Here is a 17375-nt window from a genome sequence, read left to right on the forward strand (position 1 = left end):
CCGCCGTTACTGGGCGGTATCAGCCCAGCCCTTGCCCGCAGGGCCGCCGTCGTGCCCGTCCTCGCAGAGGCCGAAGGCAATGCCCGCTGCCCGTGCCACCGCCGCGCTGGATGCTTCCCTTGACCCGGCGCTCCCGGTCCCGGCCTCCAGGCCCGCGGCGTAACCCACCAGGAAGGTGGTGACCGGCGCGGCCGGGTGGATCACGGAGTCGGCGGACCTCCGGGCCAGGTCAAGGAGCAGCTCGTTGTCCACCTTAAGGTCCAGGATCTGCAGCGCCTGGGCAAGCCTGTTGCTCCACTGGTCCAGGACCTGTGCTTCGTCGTCACTGACTGCCATGGTCTGCTCCTTCGTCAACATTGGCCGCAACTCGCTGTTTCCGGTGCTGACACTACAAGGCTTCGCCGCGGAAGTCATCGGGCCCCTAAAACCCCTAATCGCAAAGAGGGTAGAGCAGCTCCCTTCCGACTCTGGCACTGCCACCGGCCCCTGCCTAGACTGGGCGGACCCCAGCCCAGGAGCCTCGGCAAGATCAGCCGGCTCAAGCCAAGCCGGCACGAGAACGTTCGGCATCGGATCACTCGCAACATGGAAGTTGCCTGTCGATCGAAGCAGGACCCTGCAGGGGTACTTCACCTACCCAGGATCACGGCCGCCCTACCGGGCCGGCCTGACTACAGGAGAAACAAATGACAGGGAACAAAGCCGTTGCCTACAAGGAACCAGGCAAGGTCGAAGTAATCGATATCGATTACCCCAGCTTCGAACTCAAGGACGGGCCCGGCGTGAACCCGGCGAACGTGGGGCGCGCGGTCAACCACGGTGTGATCCTCAAAACCGTGGCCACCAACATCTGCGGCTCGGACCAGCACATGGTGCGCGGCCGCACCACCGCACCGCCGAATCTGGTGCTGGGCCACGAGATCACCGGCGAGGTGGTGGAGGTGGGCCGCGACGTTGAGTTCATCAAAGTCGGCGACCTCTGCTCGGTGCCGTTCAACATTGCCTGCGGCAGGTGCCGGAACTGCAAGGAACGCAAGACCGGTATTTGCCTGAACGTAAACCCGGACCGGCCGGGCAGCGCCTATGGCTACGTGGACATGGGCGGCTGGGTGGGCGGCCAAGCCAACTACGTCCTGGTGCCATACGCCGACTGGAATCTGCTGAAATTCCCGGACAAGGACCGGGCCATGGAGAAGATCCTCGACCTGGCCATGCTGTCGGACATTTTCCCCACCGGGTTCCACGGCGCCATCAGCGCCGGGGTCGGTGTCGGGTCCACCGTTTATGTGGCGGGCGCTGGTCCTGTGGGCCTCGCAGCGGCAACGAGCGCTCAGCTGCTGGGCGCCGCCGTCGTGATTGTGGGGGACCTCAACGCGGACCGGCTGGCGCAGGCACGCAGCTTTGGCTGCGAAACCGTGGACCTGAGCCAGGGCGGCCCGGCGGAGCAGATCGAACAGATCCTGGGCGTACCCGAAGTGGACTGCGGCGTGGATGCGGTGGGATTCGAGGCCCGGGGACATGGTCATGGAAAGAACGCAGAGGAGGCTCCCGCCACTGTGCTGAACTCGCTGATGGAGATCACTGCGGCCGGCGGTGCCCTGGGCATCCCAGGCCTCTACGTCACCGGTGACCCGGGCGGGATTGACGAGGCCGCCAAGAAGGGCGCGCTGAGCCTCAGCCTGGGCACCGGCTGGGCCAAATCCCTCAGTTTCACAACGGGCCAGTGCCCGGTGATGAAGTACAACCGGCAGTTGATGATGGCCATCCTCAATGACCGGGTCAGCATCGCAAAGAACGTGAATGCCAAGCCCATCACGCTGGAGGAAGCGCCGAAGGGTTACGCAGAATTCGATGCCGGTGCGGCCACCAAGTATGTGCTCAATCCGAACGGTTACCTGAGCTAAGGCGGTAGGGCACGGCGGACGGTGGTTCTTCAAGGAAACTGGATGCGGAAATAAGGGCAACCCGGGCCGGGTTAGGCTTTGGAAGAACAGCCACACACCGCATTGAAGGAGTCCCCTTGAGTGACATCACCGTCCGCCACAACGCCGGCCGCGAGCGCTTCGAAATCCTCGACACCGGGAACGTGATCGGCAAGGCAGCGTACAAGGAGTACGACGGCGGGGGCTCACCACAGCGGATTTTCTACCACACCGTGATCAATGAGGAATACGGCGGCCAGGGTTTGGCAGGCCAGCTCGCGACGGCGGCCCTGGACGAGACGGTCGGTGCGGGGCTGGGCATCGTTCCGGTCTGCCCCTTCATCAAGAAATTCCTCACTAAGCACCCGGAATACGCGGAGAGCATAGTCCCCGTCGCCCCGGCCCACCTGGAGTTCCTGGACACGGCATTGGCTGCCCGCACCCGCTAACGGTCATTGCACCCCGGGGTTCGGCGGCGCCACGACCATAAGCGGGTGCGGATCACGGAGCGACAGATCCGCCGATTCCGCATGCCTTACAGGCAGCTCCCAAACTTCAATGATCTAATCAGCATCGCATCGCGTGCACTGGGGCCCGCAGGATGCGGATCGGATTGTTGAGTCGGGACAGGAGCCCTATGTCGGTGGACCAAAAGATGCGTGCGGCGCGCCAGGCTATCCCTGCGCCCCGCCATGCGCGGAAGAGGCTGGCCCTGCTGTTCACCGCCGTGGCGCTGGTGATCGCCGCCGTCGTTGTTTTGGCCATCGTGAGGTCAGGACCGCCCGGTGGCACACCCGGCCCGGTTCCGGCAGCTGCTCCCGAGGCTCCGGTGGCTGTAGCCCCGGATTCCCTGGAGGACAAAATCCAGTCCCTCCTCGATGAGAATTCGGAGTACCGGATCGGACTGGCCCTGGCCGACATTTCCGGTGACGCCGCGCTCACGTTCGGCGACCAGGAGGACTTCACCGCCGCCAGCACGGCGAAGATCATCACTGCCGCCGCCTACTACCACCTGGTGGAAACCGGCGAGGCGGCCCTGGACGACCCGCTGGGGGACTACGACGCGGCGTTCCAGCTCCAAGCCATGATCAACGAGAGCAACAACGATTCGTGGCTGCTGCTGATGGATGCTGTGGGCTATCAGGAGTTGATTGAATACGCTGCATCCATCGGCGTGACCTACGACCCGGAGGAGAACCTCCTGACCCCCGCCGAGATGGCCCTGGTCCTGAAGCAGTTATATGCCGGGGACCTGCTGAACCGGGACAACACGGCCGAATTGCTGAGCTACATGCAGGACACCAACAACGAGGAACTCATCCCGGGAGGCTCCCAGGCCGGCATTGAGGTGTTCCACAAATACGGGGAAATCGACGGCGAACTCCACGATGCCGCGGTCCTGGCCTACCGTGGTTCCACCTTTGTGCTGGTGATCTACACGGAGAATGCCGACGGTACGGAAGATGACGGGCAGGCAGAGGTCATCAGGGAGCTGACCGGGGTTGTGGAAAAGGCCCTCTTTCCTCCTGTCCAGGCGGGGAACAACGCGTCCTAGGGGTCATCAAAGTCGTTAACGCCCGCGCGGGTGGGTAAGACTGTTTCCGTGAGCAACAATCCCCGGACTGCCCTGGCCGTCGCCGGCCTCAGCCTGGGCACGGCACTGAACCCCCTCAACTCCTCGATGATCGCCGTGGCATTGGTGGTGCTCCGCGGCGACTTCGGGCTCGACGTCGCCGCCGTCACCTGGGTGGTCACCTCCTTCTACCTGGCCTCGGCCGCCGGGCAGCCGGTAATGGGCCGGCTGGCCGACAGGTTCGGTCCACGGCAGATGTTTATGCTGGGCATGGCACTGGTCGCCGTCACCTGCACCCTGGCGCCGCTCGCCCCGAACTTCGCCCTGCTCTGCGTGGCCCGGGCCGTGATGGCGCTGGGCACCGCCACGGCCTATCCCAGCGCTGTGGTGATGGTGGGGGCGATAGCCCACCGCGCGAAGGTTGACGCCGCCCGGCCGCTGGGCCGGCTGCAAATGGCCAACACCTCGGCAGCAGCCGTGGGCCCGGTGGTCGGCGGCTTGCTGGTGAGCTTCGTGGGCTGGGAAGCATTGTTCCTGATCAACGTCCCGCTCGCGCTGGCCGCATTGTTGATAGTGCGGCAGGCGGCCCCGAAGGACGAGGCCCGGGAGCATGGCAGCGTGGCCGAGCTTGTCAGGGACTCGGACATCCCCGGGATCCTGGCTTTCGTTTCAGCCCTGCTCCTGGTGATGATGGCGGCCCTGAACGTGGCGCCGGGATACCGCTGGTGGATGCTGGCGGCCGGCACGGTCATCGCTGCCGTGTTCGCTTGGCGTGAGCTGCGCTTCAAGCGGCCGTTCCTGGACCTGAGGCTGCTGGGCCGCAACCGGCCGCTGATGCTCGTGTACCTGGGCTTCGCGGTGTTCAGCAGTGTCTACTATTTCGTTTTCTTCGGCCTGCCCCAGCTGCTGCAGGAGGCAGGCGGCTACGACCCCGGCGTCGTCGGCCTGCTGATGCTGCCGCTCGCCGCGATGTCCGTGGTGGCCACGCCTTGGGCAGTCAAGGCAATGGGAAGGTTCGGCGTGCGCCGCGTGCTGATTGCCGGCGTCGTCCTCCTCACAGCGGTGGCGGCGCTGATGTGGCTGCTGACCGGCACCCTGGTGATCCCGCTGGTAGTGGTGCTGACAGCGCTGATGGGCGTCCCGTACGGAACGGTGAGCATCGCCACCAACCAGGGTATGTTCGTTTCCACCCGGCCCCAGGAGCGGGGCGTTGCGGCGGGCATTTACCAGACGTGCCGGTATGTCGGCGCGATTACCGCCACCGTGATGATCGGTGTGTTCGCTGCCGACGGCGTGCACCAGGAAAACTGGGCCCGGATGGTCCTGGCGATGCTGGTCCTGTGCGTGGTGACCTTCGGTGTGTTCCTGCTGTGGAGGCAGCGGACGGAGTAAGCGGGCCATCCCGGAAACCGGGTTTATCGTGGAGATATGGCTTCTCCCAAGGCGCAGCTGTACTTGGACATCGCCGCGAAAGGGCTGTGCATCCTCGGCGCGGCGTTGATGATCTTCGGCCGAGGTGCCTGGTTCTACGCGGGCGTGGCCACCGTGGTCCTGGGCGTGCTGTTTATCGGCGGGTCGCTGATGGCCACCCGCACCTTGCGGCACCGGGGATGGGACGGCACCGGCCGGCCACCGGCCGGGTAGCGCGCCCCAGTCCCTTCAGGATGCTGCACGCGATGGGCCGCCTCGGCGGCAACCGGCTCAGGTGTACATCAGCGAGCCGGGGGTGGTGAGTTTCTCCCCGGTTTCCAGCCAGGTCTTCAGGCCGGAGAGGATCATCGGCCAGCCACCGTAGAGCTGTTCGTTGGCGCCTTCGCGGAGGTCACTGTGGGTGACGGTGAGGCGGCAGGAATCGCCCACGGGCTCGATGTCCCACGTGATCTTCGAGGTTCCCTCGGCCTTGACGTCCTCGCCCCAGAGGGCGCGCATCGTCTGGACGAGCCGCCGGGGCGGATCGACCTCCACGTTCTCGCCTTCGCCGAGCGGCGCGCCGGCCTTGACGTTGTTCATCACGAACCGGCCGCCCGGGGTCCAGTCCGATTCGATGGTGTTCCCGAACTGGTACTTGCTGCGGATCCCGCTGTCCGTGATGGCCTCCCAGAGCCGCTCGGGCGTGGTCTTGATGTAGATCTCGAAGATTTTTTCCATGGGACTTTCCAATCTGGATTTGAGGTCGCTGAGGCCAGCGGCCCATGGTTCGGCGTACTTGCTCACCCAGCGGTCGTGGACGAGCCGGATGGGCACCGGGTTCAGGAAGTGCAGCTTTTCGCGCCCCCGACGGCGGGCCACCACCAGGCCGGCCTCCTCCAGGATCTTGAGGTGCTTGGCGATCCCGAAACGGGTCATGTTGAAGCGGCCCTCAAGGGCGCCGAGGGTCTGGCCGTCCTGGCGGAAGAGCTCGTCCAGCAGCTCCCTGCGGGTTGGGTCCGCGAGTGCTTTGAACACTGCATCCATAGGAACCATGATAGGTGACCATTTAGTCACATATCAAGAGTCAGTTCCGGGACGCCAGGTCCTGGTCCCGGTCCTGGAAGACGTCCTCCCCGGGGCCGGTAAAGGCGCGCGAGCGCTGGACCGCCTCGATCGAACCCGTGAACAGCTGGGACTCCTGAGGGTCCGCCGATGCCCGTGAGCCGGAGGTTCCCAGCCCCCGCAGTGGCTGCTGCCTGCGGGTGGAGGTGCCGCCGTCGGACGTTCCCTCGGTCCAGCGCTGCTGGGGCAGGGCCTCCGGATGGCGGTGCTGAAGGAAGGTGACCATGGCCTCGCGGATGAGGCAGCGCAGGTCGAAAAGGGCGGCGCTGTCCGCGGCGCTGACCAGGATCCGCACGCGGACGAAGCCGCCGGTGGCATCGGTGATCTGCAGGACGCCCACGCGCTGGTCCCACAGCTCGGTGCCGGCGAGGACCCCGCGCAGTTCGGCGCGCATGTCCTCCACTGGAGCGCGCCAGTCGAGATCGAACTCCACGGTGCCCATCACCTCGGACTGGCGGCGGGTCCAGTTTTCGAACGGCGTGGTGGTGAAGTACGTGGAGGGCAGGATGAGGCGCCGGTCGTCCCAGATGTGGACCACCACGTAGGTGAGCGTGATTTCCTCGATCCGGCCCCATTCCTTTTGGACCACCACAACGTCGTCCACCCGGATGGCGTCCGTGAAGGCCAGCTGCATGCCGGCGAAGACGTTCACCAGGGAAGTCTGCGCCGCGAGGCCGGCGACGATGGAGATGACGCCGGCGGACGCCAGCAGCCCGGCGCCGAGGGCCTGGATGGCGGGGAACGTCAGCATCACCGAGCCCACCGCCAGGACCACCACCAGGGCAACGCCGATCCGCCGGGCCAGGATCATCTGCGTGCGGAGCCGTCGCGCCCGCCGGTTGTCAGCCACGTCAACGCTGTACCGGCGGAGCACTACGGCTTCGACAATCAGCAGCACCGCCACCCCCAGCCAGGCCAGGGAGCAGATGAGGGTAATCAGGAGGAGATGGTCGACGACGGGAAGCCAGCCCTCGCTGGCGGCCGTCAGCCCCAGCGCGGTGCGGACACCGATGAGGCACAGTGCCAGCCGCAGCGGCTGGCGGGCCACCCGGGAGGTGGCCTGCAGCTCCGGGCGCTTGCGGTTCAGCCGGAGGACGAGTTTGCGCAGCAGCCAGGACAGGACGAGTCCTGCAGCGACTGCCAGCGTGACGGCAATGAAGGGCATCGCGGGATTCAGTAGGTCTTGCATCCATTAACCTCTACCAACATGCGGCGGGGGACCGAAATCGACGCGGCCCCGGCGTGGTGTGTGCAGCCACACTAAGATCGCTCTTATGAATCCCTCCCTGAATCTCGAGGCGGCGGCATGACCGCACCGTTGCGGGTGGCCCTGCCCGATCAGAAAATGCTGGATGCGCTGGGGGCGCCTGCCGGCGTCGAACTTCTCCTGTGGGACCTCGCAGGGCCCGCTCCGGAGGGCCGGATTGACCTGCTGGTGCCGCCGTACATGGGCAAGCCGGGTGTGCTGGTTGCGCTGGAGGGCCTGGACGTCGGGCTGGTCCAGAGCCAGTCCATCGGGTACGACGGCGTGGCGGACGTACTGCCTGACGGCATAGTTTTCGCCAATGCGGCGGGAGTGCATGAGACCTCGACGGCGGAACTCGCCCTCGGAATGATGATCGCCAGCCAGCGCGGCATGGCGGACTTTGCGCGGAACCAGGCCAGCGGGACGTGGGACAACAGCCAGCGGCCCAGCCTTGCCGACCGGCGCGTGCTGCTGGTGGGTTGCGGGGGAGTGGGCAAGGCCATCGAGGCCCGGCTGCTGCCGTTCGAAACCGACGTGACCCGGATGGCCAGCCGCGAACGCGAGGACGCGGCCGGAAAGATTTTCGGCATCGATTCGCTGTATGAGCAGTTGCCGCTGCACGACATTGTTGTGGTCAGTGTTCCCCTCAGCGGGCAGACCCGGCACCTGGTGGACGCGAAGTTCCTGGCCGCCATGCCGGACGGGGCGCTGCTGGTGAATGTGGCCCGCGGTCCGGTGGCGGACACGGAGGCCTTGCTGGCCGAGGCGTCGCAGGGCCGGCTGCGTGCCGCGTTGGACGTCACCGATCCGGAGCCGCTCCCGGCTGATCATCCGCTGTGGACCACGCCCGGCGTGCTGATTACTCCGCACGTGGGCGGGGCGAGTTCGGCGATGTTCCCGAGGATGGTCCGGCTGGTCAAGAAGCAGATCGGGCTGCTGCTGGAGGGCAAGGAGCCGGTGAACGTGGTGCTGGGCGGCGCGCCGGGCTAGGCCTCTACTCAGAAACACCCGTGGCTCCTATGCTTAGGGCCATGTCCACTTATGAGGTCCGCCGCAGCGCGGTTATCCCTGCCCCGGCAGAAGACGTTTTTCCGCTGGTCAACAGCTTTCACGAGTGGACCGCATGGTCGCCGTGGGAGACCGTGGATCCAGGCATGAGCCGGCGCTACTTCGGCAGCGAATCAGGCGTGGGTGCGGGCTACGAGTGGAGCGGCAACCGCAAAGCCGGCAGCGGCACCATGGAGATCGTTGAGTCGGTCCCGTCCCGCGAAATCAAGGTCCGCCTGCAGTTCACCAAGCCGTTCAAAGCCCTGAACCCCACCTCGTTTACGTTCACCCCGGCGCCGGGCGGCACCGAAGTCAGTTGGGTGATGACCGGGGAAAACAAGGGCGCGGCCAAGCTGTTCGCGCTCTTTATGAACATGGACAAACTGGTGGGCTCGGACTTCGAACGCGGACTGAAATCGCTGTCGGCAGCAGTGGCGGCCAGGAAGAGCTGACCCCCGGAGGCCGGCCGGTTACACGGCCGGCTCGCGCCTCCTGCGGAGCACCGTCCGGACATGCTCACGGAAACTGAGGCTGCTCCGGCGGCTCACTACGATCACGGCGAACAGCGCGGTCACCAGGACCACAGCACCGCCGGCCGCCACTGACCAGCGCGCACCGAATTCGGAGCCGATCCATCCCATCAGCGGCGCGCCAATGGCAGTTCCGCCCTGCAGGATTGCCAGGTAAAGGGCCAGCACCCGCCCGCGGAACCGGGGTTCCACCGAGAGTTGGATGCTGGTGTTGCAGCTGTTCAGGAACGTGATGGACGCGAGGCCCACCGGGATCAGCACAGCGGCGTAGAGCCAGAACGACGGCGACACACTGGCCAGGAGCGTGAAGGCACCAAGGCCCAGCGCCCCGCCGAGGAGGTACCGCAGCCGCGGCCCGGCCCTGCGCGCCGCGAGCAGCGCTCCGGCCAGTGTGCCCACCGCCATGATGGAGCCGAGGAGTCCGAATTCGCCCGGTCCCACCCCGAACTCGGTGGTGGTCATCAGGGCATTCGTGATGGGGAAGTTCATGCCGAAGGCCCCCAGGATGCCCACCAAAAAGAGGATCAGCATCAGGTCCGGCCTTTGGCGGACATAACGCACTCCTTCGGCCACCTGGTGTTTGCTGCGGGTCGCCTGGACGGCCGGGGCCAGTTCGGAGGTCCGGATCCGGAACAGCGAGATGATGACGGCGGCAAAACTGGCCGCGTTGAGCAGGAACACCGGTCCGGTGCCCACCCAGGCGCTCAGCACACCGGCGATGGCCGGCCCGGTGAGCCTGGCGGTGTTGAACGATGCGGAGTTCAGCGCCACCGCGTTGGAGATCCTGTCTTGCCCCACCAGTTCCGAAACGAAGGCCTGGCGTGACGGCGCATCGATGGCGCCGGCGATGCCAAGGCAGAGGGCGGCCAGGTAGGCGTGCCAGAGTTGAGCGGTGCCCGTCATCACAAGGAGTCCAAGCACCAGTCCGGTGAGGCCCATGGCCACCTGCGTCCAGAGCAGGATGACGCGCTTGCGGTAGCGGTCCGCCAGTACTCCGCCGTAGGGGCCGAGCAGCAGCATGGGCAGGAACTGCAGGCCGGTGGTGATGCCGAGGGCAGCGCCGGAGTGGTTGGTGAGGACGGTCAGGACCAGCCAGTCCTGCGCCACCCGCTGCATCCAGGTCCCGATGTTGGACACGATCGCTCCGCCGGCCCAGATCCGGTAGTTGCGGTTTTCCAGAGCCCGGAACATGGCGCTCATTTTCCGCTCATCTCCTGCATGATGTGGGCCGCCCGGCTCAGGATCAGCCGGTCGTCCTCGCTCAGTCCCGCCACGCGCCGGGCGAGCCAGGCTGTCCGCTGGTTGCGGGCTTCGGCCAGCACGGCCCGTCCGGCGTCGGTGACGTCCACACGGACCTGGCGGCCGTCGTCGGGATTCGCGGCCCTGGACACGAAGCCCTGGTCGGCGAGGGCATTGACGATGCGGGTCATCGAGGGTGCCTGCACGTGCTCCCGCTCGGCCAGTTCACGAAGAGTGGTGGGGCCGCTTCCGTTGAGCTGGGCCAGGACTGTGTACTGGCCTGGGGTGATGACGTCGCCGGTAGCTTCGACGCGGAGCCTCCGGGACGTGCGCATTACGGCGGTGCGGAGTTCGATGGCCAGGGTGTCGGGGGTGATGGAATCCGTGGCTGGGCCGTTCTCGGTGTTGGTTGTGGTCACTGTGGTTTTGCGCCTCCTGTAAATGCTTAGCAATGCTAATTAGTCCTGCTAATAAGTATGCTGCTGCAGTCGAGGAAGGGCAAGGATCGGGAGGTTGAGATGCATCACTGGTTAGGCTGGGGCATGGACTACGTACTCCGCCAGGCCACTCCCGAGGATGCCGAAGCCGTGGTGCTGATGCACACGCTGGCGCACGAGGAGTGCTATCCCCACCTGCTGTCGCCGGCCTTTTTCGCCGCCCGCCGGGACGCGATCCCGGAACGGGTGGCCCGCCGCCGGAATCACCTGGACGTGCAGGACCCCCGGATCCTCGCCCTGGACGCCAACAACGCAGTGGTGGGATTTGCCGACGCCGGTCCGGGACGCGACGAGGACGGTCCCGCCCCGCTGGAGTTGTATTCCATCTACCTCCTGGCACGGGCGCAAGGGATCGGTCTGGGGGCCGCCCTGATGGGTGCCGTGATCGGGGAATCGCCGGCTTACCTCTGGGTGCTGGAGGAGAACCTGCGGGCGCAGGCTTTCTACCGCAGGCATGGCTTCCAGCCGGACGGCAGGCGCGGCCTGCTTCCTCCCGAGTGGGAGGCCCTGCCGGAAATGCGGATGGTCAGGACCGGGCGGGATTCCACGTCCACCGCAGGAGCTGGTAGAGGCTGCTCCTGCTGAAGCTGTCCTCCACGACGGCTCGATTTTCCGGTCACGTGGTTGAGGACGGCCGCCTGGGTGGGGGACTAGGAACATCTTGCCCTATGGCCTCGATCGAGGAATGTCAGACCCCCTTGCAATGATGGGTTCATGGGGAAAGCGGCGGTCGCTAAGGCATTTGAGGACATCAAGGCCGCTCTTGCTGTGCTCAATGCCGAGGTGGATGAGTGTGGTTCGGAGCCGTTCGCCGATGCTGATCCGCTGGCCGGACTGGCTGATGGGTGCCTGGACATTCTTGCCGGGGCGCGCGTGGTGGAGGCCGGGCTCGCGGGTTTGAAGGCCCGGGCTGCCGTGAAGTATGCGGACACTGCCCAAGCTATTGCGGGGCCGGACGCGCCGGTGCAGTCGCTGGAAATGGCTGTCGCCGCGGAAATCGGCTGCCTCCTGGCCCTCGGTACCCGGGCAGCCGGTGCATTCCTGGCCGCGTCCCACGCCCTGTGCAAGGAGTTGCCGCCCACCCTTTCGGCACTGCAGGCAGGGACGATTACCTGGCAGCATGCCCTCGCCATGGTGGCTGAAACGGCCACACTTGACCCCGCTGGCGCGGCGGCACTGGAAGCCCACTTCCTTGACCCGGACGTGCCCAGGCCGCCTACGGCCGCCCCGATCGGGGAATTGCCGGCGTACCGGTTCAAAGCCAAGGCCAGGAACTGGCGGGAACGCCACCACCCTGAGTCCATCGAAAAACGCCACGCCAAGGGCATCGCGGACCGGCGGGTGGAATACCGGCCGGAGCAGGACGGGATGGCCACGCTTTCGGCCCACCTGCCCGCGGACCAGGCCTCGGCGATCTGGAACAAGCTCACCGCCGCCGCACGGGAACTGCAGGGACCGGAAGAGACCCGCACCCTCACCCAACTGCGGACGGACCTCTGTGCTCACTGGCTCCTCGGCGGCACAACCAGTCCCGGAGCCGTCCACCCCGGAACCGGTGACACTACGGGTGCAGGAATTGATACGGGGCTGTCGTCCTCGATCCGCGCCCAAGTGCTGGTCACCGTTCCGGTGTTCTCCCTGATGGGCCTGACCGACGACCCGGCAATGCTGGACAGCTATGGCCCCATCCCGCCATCGATGGCACGCAAACTCGCCGCCAATGGTGCCGCTTCGTTCTACCGGGTGCTCGTCGATCCCCGGGACGGGGCGCCACTGGAAATCGGCCGCACCAGCTACCGGCTCACCAAAGCCATGAAAAGGGCACTGCAGCTCCGGGACGGCAGATGCACCTTCCCCGGCTGCAACAACCCATCCCTGGACAACGACACGGATCATCTTCAAGCTTGGCAACACGGCGGATATACGGGGATCAGCAACCTGGCCCAGCTTTGCCCAAAGCACCACCGCCTCAAACACGCCACCCGATGGACGTCGACCGCAGCCACCAAAGACGAACCACCTGGCTGGACCTCACCCACCGGCCGACACTACAAAGCCGAACACCACGATTGGGAACCAGCACAATGGCCCGCGCAACTGGCGCCGCCTTGGAAAATCGCCGGGCGTTCACGATCCTCACCCGGTGATCCTCCGGACTTCGTCTACGTCGGAAGTTCCCCAGGCGAAGAAGGACTCGAACGGTTCTTGCACGCTTTCGGCTAAGGCGTCCCAAGCCATATGCAGTTTGCCCAGTCTGAATCACCCATGGCTTCGGCAGGCTCGAAGCATTGGGGTTTGGACCGGCCGCGACGCGACCGCCGGGGCTTCCGGCTCAATCCTCGGAACCCGCCTTGGCCTTGCGCCAACCGCCGGCTCGGTTGACCGCGATGATCGCAGCGAAGATCTCGAGCAGCGCATCCTCCTGGATTGCGTCGCCTTCGTAGTACGAGATCATCCGGCCGGTCTTGTTGCCGTGGCCGCCGGTGATGATGTGGTGCGGGTCCGGGCTGAGGCCGCCGTCGTACAAGAACACGTTGACGTGGTCCTTCGCCGCGAGCAGCGCGCAGATGTTGCCCTGCAGGACGAAGTAGGGCTGGACGGTGCGTTTGATCGTTTCCTCGACCTCGGGATCAGCGGCGTGGACGAGGTCCCGCACCTGCCGGCAGATGGCCTGCTGCCATGGCGGAAGCGCATCGATGTACTGGTCCACGCGGGGGTCCTTGTCGTACGTCATCGAGTACTCCTTCGAGCGTCAGCGTTTCCATGGCCCATGGTTCCCCAGTCCAGCCGGGAGGGAAAGGGGGCGCTTCCCGCGCTGGAAGCTGCGTCCCGCCGTCGTGGGTCTTTTCTGCAGGGCTAGGATGACCGCATGGGTGCCGTTGACGATTCCCTCGCCGCCATGTCCGAGCCTGACCGCGGCTGCCTCCAGCGCGTCATCGGGATTGCGCGGAGCTTCGCGCCAGAGGCCGTCGAAGGGATGAGTTATGGGATGCCGGCCCTGAAGCTGGACGGCAAACCCCTGATCGGTGTGGTGGCGGCTGCCCAGCACCTGTCCATCTTCCCGTTCTCGCCCGCAGTTGTGGACGCCGTCGCGCCCCAACTCGGCGGCTATTCGCTGTCCAAGGGCACAGTACGGTTTACACCGGACCATCCCGTTCCCGATGACGTGGTGGCGGAGATGGTCCGGCTGCGGATGGCGGAGATCCGGAAGCACGCGCCATCTGTGAGACCATCCGGTATGGGTGAAAACAGCGAAGAGTTGGACAGCGCCGTCCCCACCACCGGGGCAGACCAGTTCCCGGAGCCGGTAGATCCGGCTCCCGGAACTGAACAGGGACGCTCTATTGGTGACCGCCGCCGGGATGCAGAAGCCAAACTGGAGCAGCACCTGCGCCAGGCCCGCGACAAGGAAACGGAAGCCGACGGGCAGCAGTAACCACCCGCGCGGTCCCGAAACGAAGAGGGGCAACAATGAGATCGAACGAACTGCTGCTGGACGCGTTCGGCAGGATCCGGGAAACGGTGGAACGCACCCTTGAGGGGCTCGACGACGGGTCCCTGGCCCTGCGGCCGGCGGGAACCGGAAACTCGATCGCGTGGCTGATCTGGCACCTGGCCAGGGTGGAAGATGTTCAGGTTGCAGATGTGGCGGGGCTGGAACAGGTCTGGTTGGGCCAGGATTTTGTGGGCAGGTTCGGCCTGCCGCTCAAACCCCGGGACACCGGCTACGGGCACTCAAGTGACCAGGTGGACGCCGTGCGGGCGCCCGCGGAACTGCTGCAGGAGTACTACGAGGCCGTTCACCAGCAGACAGTCGGGTATCTCCAGGGCCTCGGCGATGAGGAGTTGGACCGCGTCGTGGACACCCGATGGAACCCGCCGGTCACCCTCGGTGTGCGGCTGGTAAGCACCATTGCTGACTGCCTCCAGCATGTAGGGCAGGCCGCATATGCGAAGGGCCTGCATCGGACGCCAGGAGAATAAGTTTCCCTATTTCCGAAGCGGCAATTCAGTTCCATAATGGCCACATAGGCTTCGGGGACCCCTCGCGCCGGTGATGGCTGGCGGGGCGTCGCAGGGTCCCAGGTAGCCGCCCACAGCAAGGCGGAGTGGACGGCCACGCGGCCCCGGACAGAGACGTTCCGGGACTGCCATCGGGGAGAGCATCGCCATCACCGCGATAAGAAGGCGCAAAGGAATTATTATGCTCAAGGATTCAGCAACTATGGCTGTCCTTCCGGCCAAGGACATCAACAGGGCGAGGGATTTTTACCGGGACAAGTTGGGCATCGAACCATCCGGTTCCATGGAAGATGACAGCCTGATGTACACCTGCGGCAAGGGGACAGGCTTCCTCCTCTACCAGACGGACAATGCGGGGTCGGCCAAGAACACCCAGATGGGGTGGGAAGTGGACAACCTCGAGCAGGAAATGCAGGACCTGCGCGGCCGCGGCGTCACGTTCGAAGACTACGATTTTCCCGGCCTGAAGACGGAAAACGGCATTGCCACCAGTGACTGGGGGAAAGCTTCCTGGTTCCTGGACAGCGAGGGCAACATCCTCAACCTCGTCCAGCGGGCGTAGTCCCTTGCAAAAGCCCGGGCGGGCATGTGCCCGCGCGGGCTTTGCCGGAATTGTTACAGGCACGGGTTCCTGTGCGACAAGGATCCTCAAGGTTGGATCAAGGGAACATCAAAGTTGCCTCAGGTTTGTCCGAATTCCGGCTTCTACCCTCATCTTGGCGAATAGGCTCCCAGCCATAACCAAAGCGGCTTGAGTAAAAGGGCCCGGCTTATTGCCGGGCCTTTTTTATGGGGGAACATTGTCAAAGTTTGGGAGGCTGCCGGGGTCAGCGCCGGGACCAAAGCAGCCACGGAGGTCGGGAGCACTCGCCCTCGGGGTTTCGTTGGCCCTTTTGACCGGCGGTGCTGTCGCCTTGCCTCGGGCGCTGTCCGGGGATCTGGAGACTGCCGCTTCAGCCAGCACGGCTATGGCTACCCCGGCCTTGGCGGCCGCAACTGCCGAAGCGGCGCCGGCGCCGCCGGCCGCTCCCGGAGTCCCGGAGACGGGGGAGCCGCTGGACCCCGGAACTTCCAGTAGCGTGGCACATGGCGCCGCCGCGGCAGTCCGGCCTGACTTCGCCACCAAGGCGATCGACCTGCTGGCAACTCTTCCCATCAAGGGCCGGGCACCCAAGACAGGTTATGACCGGGAGCTGTTCGGGCAGGCATGGCTGGACGTTGACCGCAACGGCTGCGACACGCGGAATGACATTCTCAAGCGCGACCTGACCGCCATCACGTACACCAACAGCGTTCCCTGCAAGGTGCAGACCGGAACACTCGCGGACCCGTACACGGGCGCCACCATCAGCTTCCTGCGGGGGAACGGGACCAGCACCGCCGTCCAGATCGACCATGTTGTGGCCCTGAGCGACGCCTGGCAGAAGGGCGCGCAGCAGCTGACCACTGAACAGCGGACGGCCTTCGCCAACGATCCGCTGAACCTGCAGGCGACGGACGGCCCCACCAACCAGAAAAAGAGCGACGGCGACGCCGCCACCTGGCTGCCGCCGAACAAGGGCTTCCGGTGCGAGTACGTTGCGCGCCAGATTTCGGTGAAGGCCGCGTACAGCCTCTGGATTACCCAGGCGGAGCACGACGCGATGGCGAACATCCTCGCCGGATGCAGCGGTCAGCCAGCACCCACGAACCAGCAGGCGCCTGCTGCTGCATCGTCTCCAGCGCCGGCCGCGGAGCCTGCTCCAGTCGTGGCGGCACCTGTTTCTGCGGCACCGGCTCCGGCTGCTGCGGCACCCGCTGTCCCTGCTCCGGCTGCGCCCGCACCCGCACCTGCCGATGTCTTCTACGCGAACTGCGCGGCGGCAAAAGCTGCCGGGGCGGCGCCGATCCTTGCGGGGCAGGCAGGCTACCGGGCGGGGCTGGACCGCGATCTGGACGGCGTCGCCTGCGAAAGCTGACCCACAATCTTGGGGCTTTCACGCCCCATCTGTATCACCATCACAAACATTCCTAGGGGGAAAAGTGAAAAAGACGCTCGCATTAGTTGTCCTGACCGGTCTGATGCTGACTGGATGCGGTGGCAAACAGGCGGCAGTGCAGCCGACGGAGACTGCAACGGCTGTTGCTGCGGTTGTTGAAACGGTCAACGTGCCAGGCGTGACAGCTGTGACGCTGGACAAAGCCAGTGATCAGCTGGAGGATCTCGGGTTTAAGGTCGAGGCTGTGGACAGCGTCGACGGCAAGATGATTGTTTCGAAGAAGAACTGGCAGGTGGTAACTCAAGACCCCGCAGACGGTGCGCAGGCGGCAAAGGGTTCCACCGTGCACCTCGGCGTCAAGTCCCTCGAAAAGCTGGCTGAGGAAAAGGCAGCGGCAGAGAAAGCCGCTGCCGAGAAGGCTGCCGCTGAGCAGGCCGCAGCCGAGAAGGCTGCCGCTGAGAAAGCCGCTGCTGACAAGGCCGCTGCTGACAAGGTGGCAGCTGATCAGGCGGCCGCCGACCAGGCAGCCGCACAACAGGCGGCAGCTGCTGCGCAGGCCGCCCAGCAGGCAGCGAAGCCCGCACCGGCTCCTGCTGCACCCGTTGCCCCCGCACCGGCCTCGGCGTACTACGGCAGCTGCGCGGATGCCAGAAACGCGGGTGCCGCCCCGCTTTACGCCGGACAGGCTGGCTACCGGGCTGCTCTTGACCGCGACAAAGACGGCGTTGCCTGCGAATAGCCCCGTCTTTGAAAGCCAGGAAAGCCCTGGATACCTTCCCGTTCGAAG

At 65.6% G+C, this 17375-nt stretch carries 19 protein-coding genes and 1 pseudogene; 14 read left to right on the forward strand and 6 right to left on the reverse strand.

The window, feature by feature from the left end; translation table 11 throughout:
- Positions 1-6: 6 nt before the first annotated feature.
- Positions 7-336 carry a DUF6457 domain-containing protein gene (locus tag QFZ36_RS17785; protein WP_306638326.1) on the reverse strand — a complete coding sequence of 110 codons (330 nt, stop codon included), beginning with the start codon at positions 334-336 and terminating at the stop codon, positions 7-9.
- Between the two features lie 350 nt (positions 337-686).
- Here QFZ36_RS17785 and fdhA point away from each other — a divergent pair, with 350 nt between their 5' ends.
- From fdhA to QFZ36_RS17810, 5 genes are all read left to right on the forward strand, one after another.
- On the forward strand, positions 687-1904 hold the full coding sequence (gene fdhA / locus QFZ36_RS17790; protein WP_306638327.1) for a formaldehyde dehydrogenase, glutathione-independent: 1218 nt from the start codon (positions 687-689) through the stop codon (positions 1902-1904).
- Positions 1905-2020: 116 nt separating this feature from the next.
- Positions 2021-2371: a GNAT family N-acetyltransferase gene (locus tag QFZ36_RS17795; RefSeq protein WP_306638328.1), complete on the forward strand. Its 351-nt coding sequence runs from the start codon at positions 2021-2023 to the stop codon at positions 2369-2371.
- Between the two features lie 188 nt (positions 2372-2559).
- Complete coding sequence (locus QFZ36_RS17800; protein WP_306638329.1) at positions 2560-3477, forward strand: serine hydrolase; 918 nt, start codon at positions 2560-2562, stop codon at positions 3475-3477.
- A 48-nt stretch (positions 3478-3525) separates the two neighbouring features.
- The gene (locus QFZ36_RS17805; protein ID WP_306638330.1) at positions 3526-4887 is read left to right on the forward strand and encodes an MFS transporter; all 1362 of its coding nucleotides are present in this window, start codon (positions 3526-3528) and stop codon (positions 4885-4887) included.
- Between the two features lie 36 nt (positions 4888-4923).
- Complete coding sequence (locus tag QFZ36_RS17810) at positions 4924-5139, forward strand: hypothetical protein (protein ID WP_306638331.1); 216 nt, start codon at positions 4924-4926, stop codon at positions 5137-5139.
- 57 nt (positions 5140-5196) lie between these two features.
- Here QFZ36_RS17810 and QFZ36_RS17815 read toward each other — a convergent pair whose 3' ends face one another.
- Complete coding sequence (locus QFZ36_RS17815; RefSeq protein ID WP_306638332.1) at positions 5197-5949, reverse strand: ArsR/SmtB family transcription factor; 753 nt, start codon at positions 5947-5949, stop codon at positions 5197-5199.
- Positions 5950-5989: 40 nt separating this feature from the next.
- Positions 5990-7216, reverse strand: coding sequence for a mechanosensitive ion channel family protein (locus tag QFZ36_RS17820; protein WP_306638333.1), 1227 nt, complete (start codon positions 7214-7216; stop codon positions 5990-5992).
- A 117-nt stretch (positions 7217-7333) separates the two neighbouring features.
- Here QFZ36_RS17820 and QFZ36_RS17825 point away from each other — a divergent pair, with 117 nt between their 5' ends.
- Positions 7334-8263, forward strand: a complete 930-nt coding sequence (locus QFZ36_RS17825) for a 2-hydroxyacid dehydrogenase (protein WP_306638334.1) — start codon at positions 7334-7336, stop codon at positions 8261-8263.
- Positions 8264-8304: 41 nt separating this feature from the next.
- Positions 8305-8772 (forward strand): SRPBCC family protein, encoded by a 468-nt coding sequence (locus QFZ36_RS17830; RefSeq protein WP_306638336.1) that lies wholly within the window; start codon positions 8305-8307, stop codon positions 8770-8772.
- 18 nt (positions 8773-8790) lie between these two features.
- Here the strand turns inward: QFZ36_RS17830 and QFZ36_RS17835 are convergent, their stop codons facing one another.
- Positions 8791-10050 (reverse strand): MFS transporter, encoded by a 1260-nt coding sequence (locus QFZ36_RS17835; protein ID WP_306638338.1) that lies wholly within the window; start codon positions 10048-10050, stop codon positions 8791-8793.
- The gene (locus QFZ36_RS17840) at positions 10047-10424 is read right to left on the reverse strand and encodes a MarR family transcriptional regulator (protein ID WP_373427089.1); all 378 of its coding nucleotides are present in this window, start codon (positions 10422-10424) and stop codon (positions 10047-10049) included. Before QFZ36_RS17840 ends, QFZ36_RS17835 begins: the two co-directional genes overlap by 4 nt.
- A 207-nt stretch (positions 10425-10631) precedes the next feature.
- On the opposite strand from QFZ36_RS17840, the gene QFZ36_RS17845 reads away from it, so the two are divergent.
- Together QFZ36_RS17845 and QFZ36_RS17850 are read left to right on the forward strand one after the other, a co-directional pair.
- Positions 10632-11171, forward strand: coding sequence for a GNAT family N-acetyltransferase (locus tag QFZ36_RS17845; protein WP_306638341.1), 540 nt, complete (start codon positions 10632-10634; stop codon positions 11169-11171).
- A gap of 129 nt (positions 11172-11300) precedes the next feature.
- Positions 11301-12809 carry an HNH endonuclease signature motif containing protein gene (locus QFZ36_RS17850; RefSeq protein ID WP_306638342.1) on the forward strand — a complete coding sequence of 503 codons (1509 nt, stop codon included), beginning with the start codon at positions 11301-11303 and terminating at the stop codon, positions 12807-12809.
- 109 nt (positions 12810-12918) lie between these two features.
- Here the strand turns inward: QFZ36_RS17850 and QFZ36_RS17855 are convergent, their stop codons facing one another.
- The gene (locus QFZ36_RS17855) at positions 12919-13320 is read right to left on the reverse strand and encodes a DUF1801 domain-containing protein (protein WP_306638344.1); all 402 of its coding nucleotides are present in this window, start codon (positions 13318-13320) and stop codon (positions 12919-12921) included.
- A 135-nt stretch (positions 13321-13455) separates the two neighbouring features.
- Here QFZ36_RS17855 and QFZ36_RS20960 point away from each other — a divergent pair.
- The 5 genes and pseudogenes from QFZ36_RS20960 to QFZ36_RS17880 all read left to right on the forward strand — a co-directional run.
- Positions 13456-13797: pseudogene (locus QFZ36_RS20960) on the forward strand (iron chaperone); the annotation flags it as partial.
- 260 nt (positions 13798-14057) lie between these two features.
- Positions 14058-14570: a mycothiol transferase gene (locus QFZ36_RS17865; protein ID WP_306638347.1), complete on the forward strand. Its 513-nt coding sequence runs from the start codon at positions 14058-14060 to the stop codon at positions 14568-14570.
- A gap of 220 nt (positions 14571-14790) precedes the next feature.
- Entirely contained in the window at positions 14791-15171 is a 381-nt protein-coding gene (locus tag QFZ36_RS17870) for a VOC family protein (RefSeq protein WP_306638348.1), read from the forward strand.
- Positions 15172-15577: 406 nt separating this feature from the next.
- A complete protein-coding gene (locus QFZ36_RS17875) occupies positions 15578-16567 on the forward strand; it encodes a GmrSD restriction endonuclease domain-containing protein (protein ID WP_306638350.1) in 990 nt (329 codons plus the stop codon).
- Between the two features lie 64 nt (positions 16568-16631).
- The gene (locus QFZ36_RS17880; protein ID WP_306638352.1) at positions 16632-17327 is read left to right on the forward strand and encodes an excalibur calcium-binding domain-containing protein; all 696 of its coding nucleotides are present in this window, start codon (positions 16632-16634) and stop codon (positions 17325-17327) included.
- Positions 17328-17375 lie beyond the last annotated feature (48 nt).

This window comes from Pseudarthrobacter siccitolerans (genome assembly GCF_030823375.1).
Taxonomy (GTDB): Bacteria; Actinomycetota; Actinomycetes; order Actinomycetales; family Micrococcaceae; genus Arthrobacter; species Arthrobacter siccitolerans_A.

Bases quoted from the DNA above. Each gene is read 5' to 3' on its own strand.
- QFZ36_RS17785 (WP_306638326.1), bottom strand. From the start codon at position 336: ATGGCAGTCAGTGACGACGAAGCACAGGTCCTGGACCAGTGGAGCAAC.
- fdhA (WP_306638327.1), top strand. From the start codon at position 687: ATGACAGGGAACAAAGCCGTTGCCTACAAGGAACCAGGCAAGGTCGAA.
- QFZ36_RS17800 (WP_306638329.1), top strand. From the start codon at position 2,560: ATGTCGGTGGACCAAAAGATGCGTGCGGCGCGCCAGGCTATCCCTGCG.
- QFZ36_RS17810 (WP_306638331.1), top strand. From the start codon at position 4,924: ATGGCTTCTCCCAAGGCGCAGCTGTACTTGGACATCGCCGCGAAAGGG.
- QFZ36_RS17815 (WP_306638332.1), bottom strand. From the start codon at position 5,949: ATGGATGCAGTGTTCAAAGCACTCGCGGACCCAACCCGCAGGGAGCTG.
- QFZ36_RS17820 (WP_306638333.1), bottom strand. From the start codon at position 7,216: ATGCAAGACCTACTGAATCCCGCGATGCCCTTCATTGCCGTCACGCTG.
- QFZ36_RS17825 (WP_306638334.1), top strand. From the start codon at position 7,334: ATGACCGCACCGTTGCGGGTGGCCCTGCCCGATCAGAAAATGCTGGAT.
- QFZ36_RS17830 (WP_306638336.1), top strand. From the start codon at position 8,305: ATGTCCACTTATGAGGTCCGCCGCAGCGCGGTTATCCCTGCCCCGGCA.
- QFZ36_RS17835 (WP_306638338.1), bottom strand. From the start codon at position 10,050: ATGAGCGCCATGTTCCGGGCTCTGGAAAACCGCAACTACCGGATCTGG.
- QFZ36_RS17840 (WP_373427089.1), bottom strand. From the start codon at position 10,424: ATGCGCACGTCCCGGAGGCTCCGCGTCGAAGCTACCGGCGACGTCATC.
- QFZ36_RS17845 (WP_306638341.1), top strand. From the start codon at position 10,632: ATGGACTACGTACTCCGCCAGGCCACTCCCGAGGATGCCGAAGCCGTG.
- QFZ36_RS17850 (WP_306638342.1), top strand. From the start codon at position 11,301: ATGGGGAAAGCGGCGGTCGCTAAGGCATTTGAGGACATCAAGGCCGCT.
- QFZ36_RS17855 (WP_306638344.1), bottom strand. From the start codon at position 13,320: ATGACGTACGACAAGGACCCCCGCGTGGACCAGTACATCGATGCGCTT.
- QFZ36_RS17865 (WP_306638347.1), top strand. From the start codon at position 14,058: ATGAGATCGAACGAACTGCTGCTGGACGCGTTCGGCAGGATCCGGGAA.
- QFZ36_RS17870 (WP_306638348.1), top strand. From the start codon at position 14,791: ATGCTCAAGGATTCAGCAACTATGGCTGTCCTTCCGGCCAAGGACATC.
- QFZ36_RS17875 (WP_306638350.1), top strand. From the start codon at position 15,578: ATGGCTACCCCGGCCTTGGCGGCCGCAACTGCCGAAGCGGCGCCGGCG.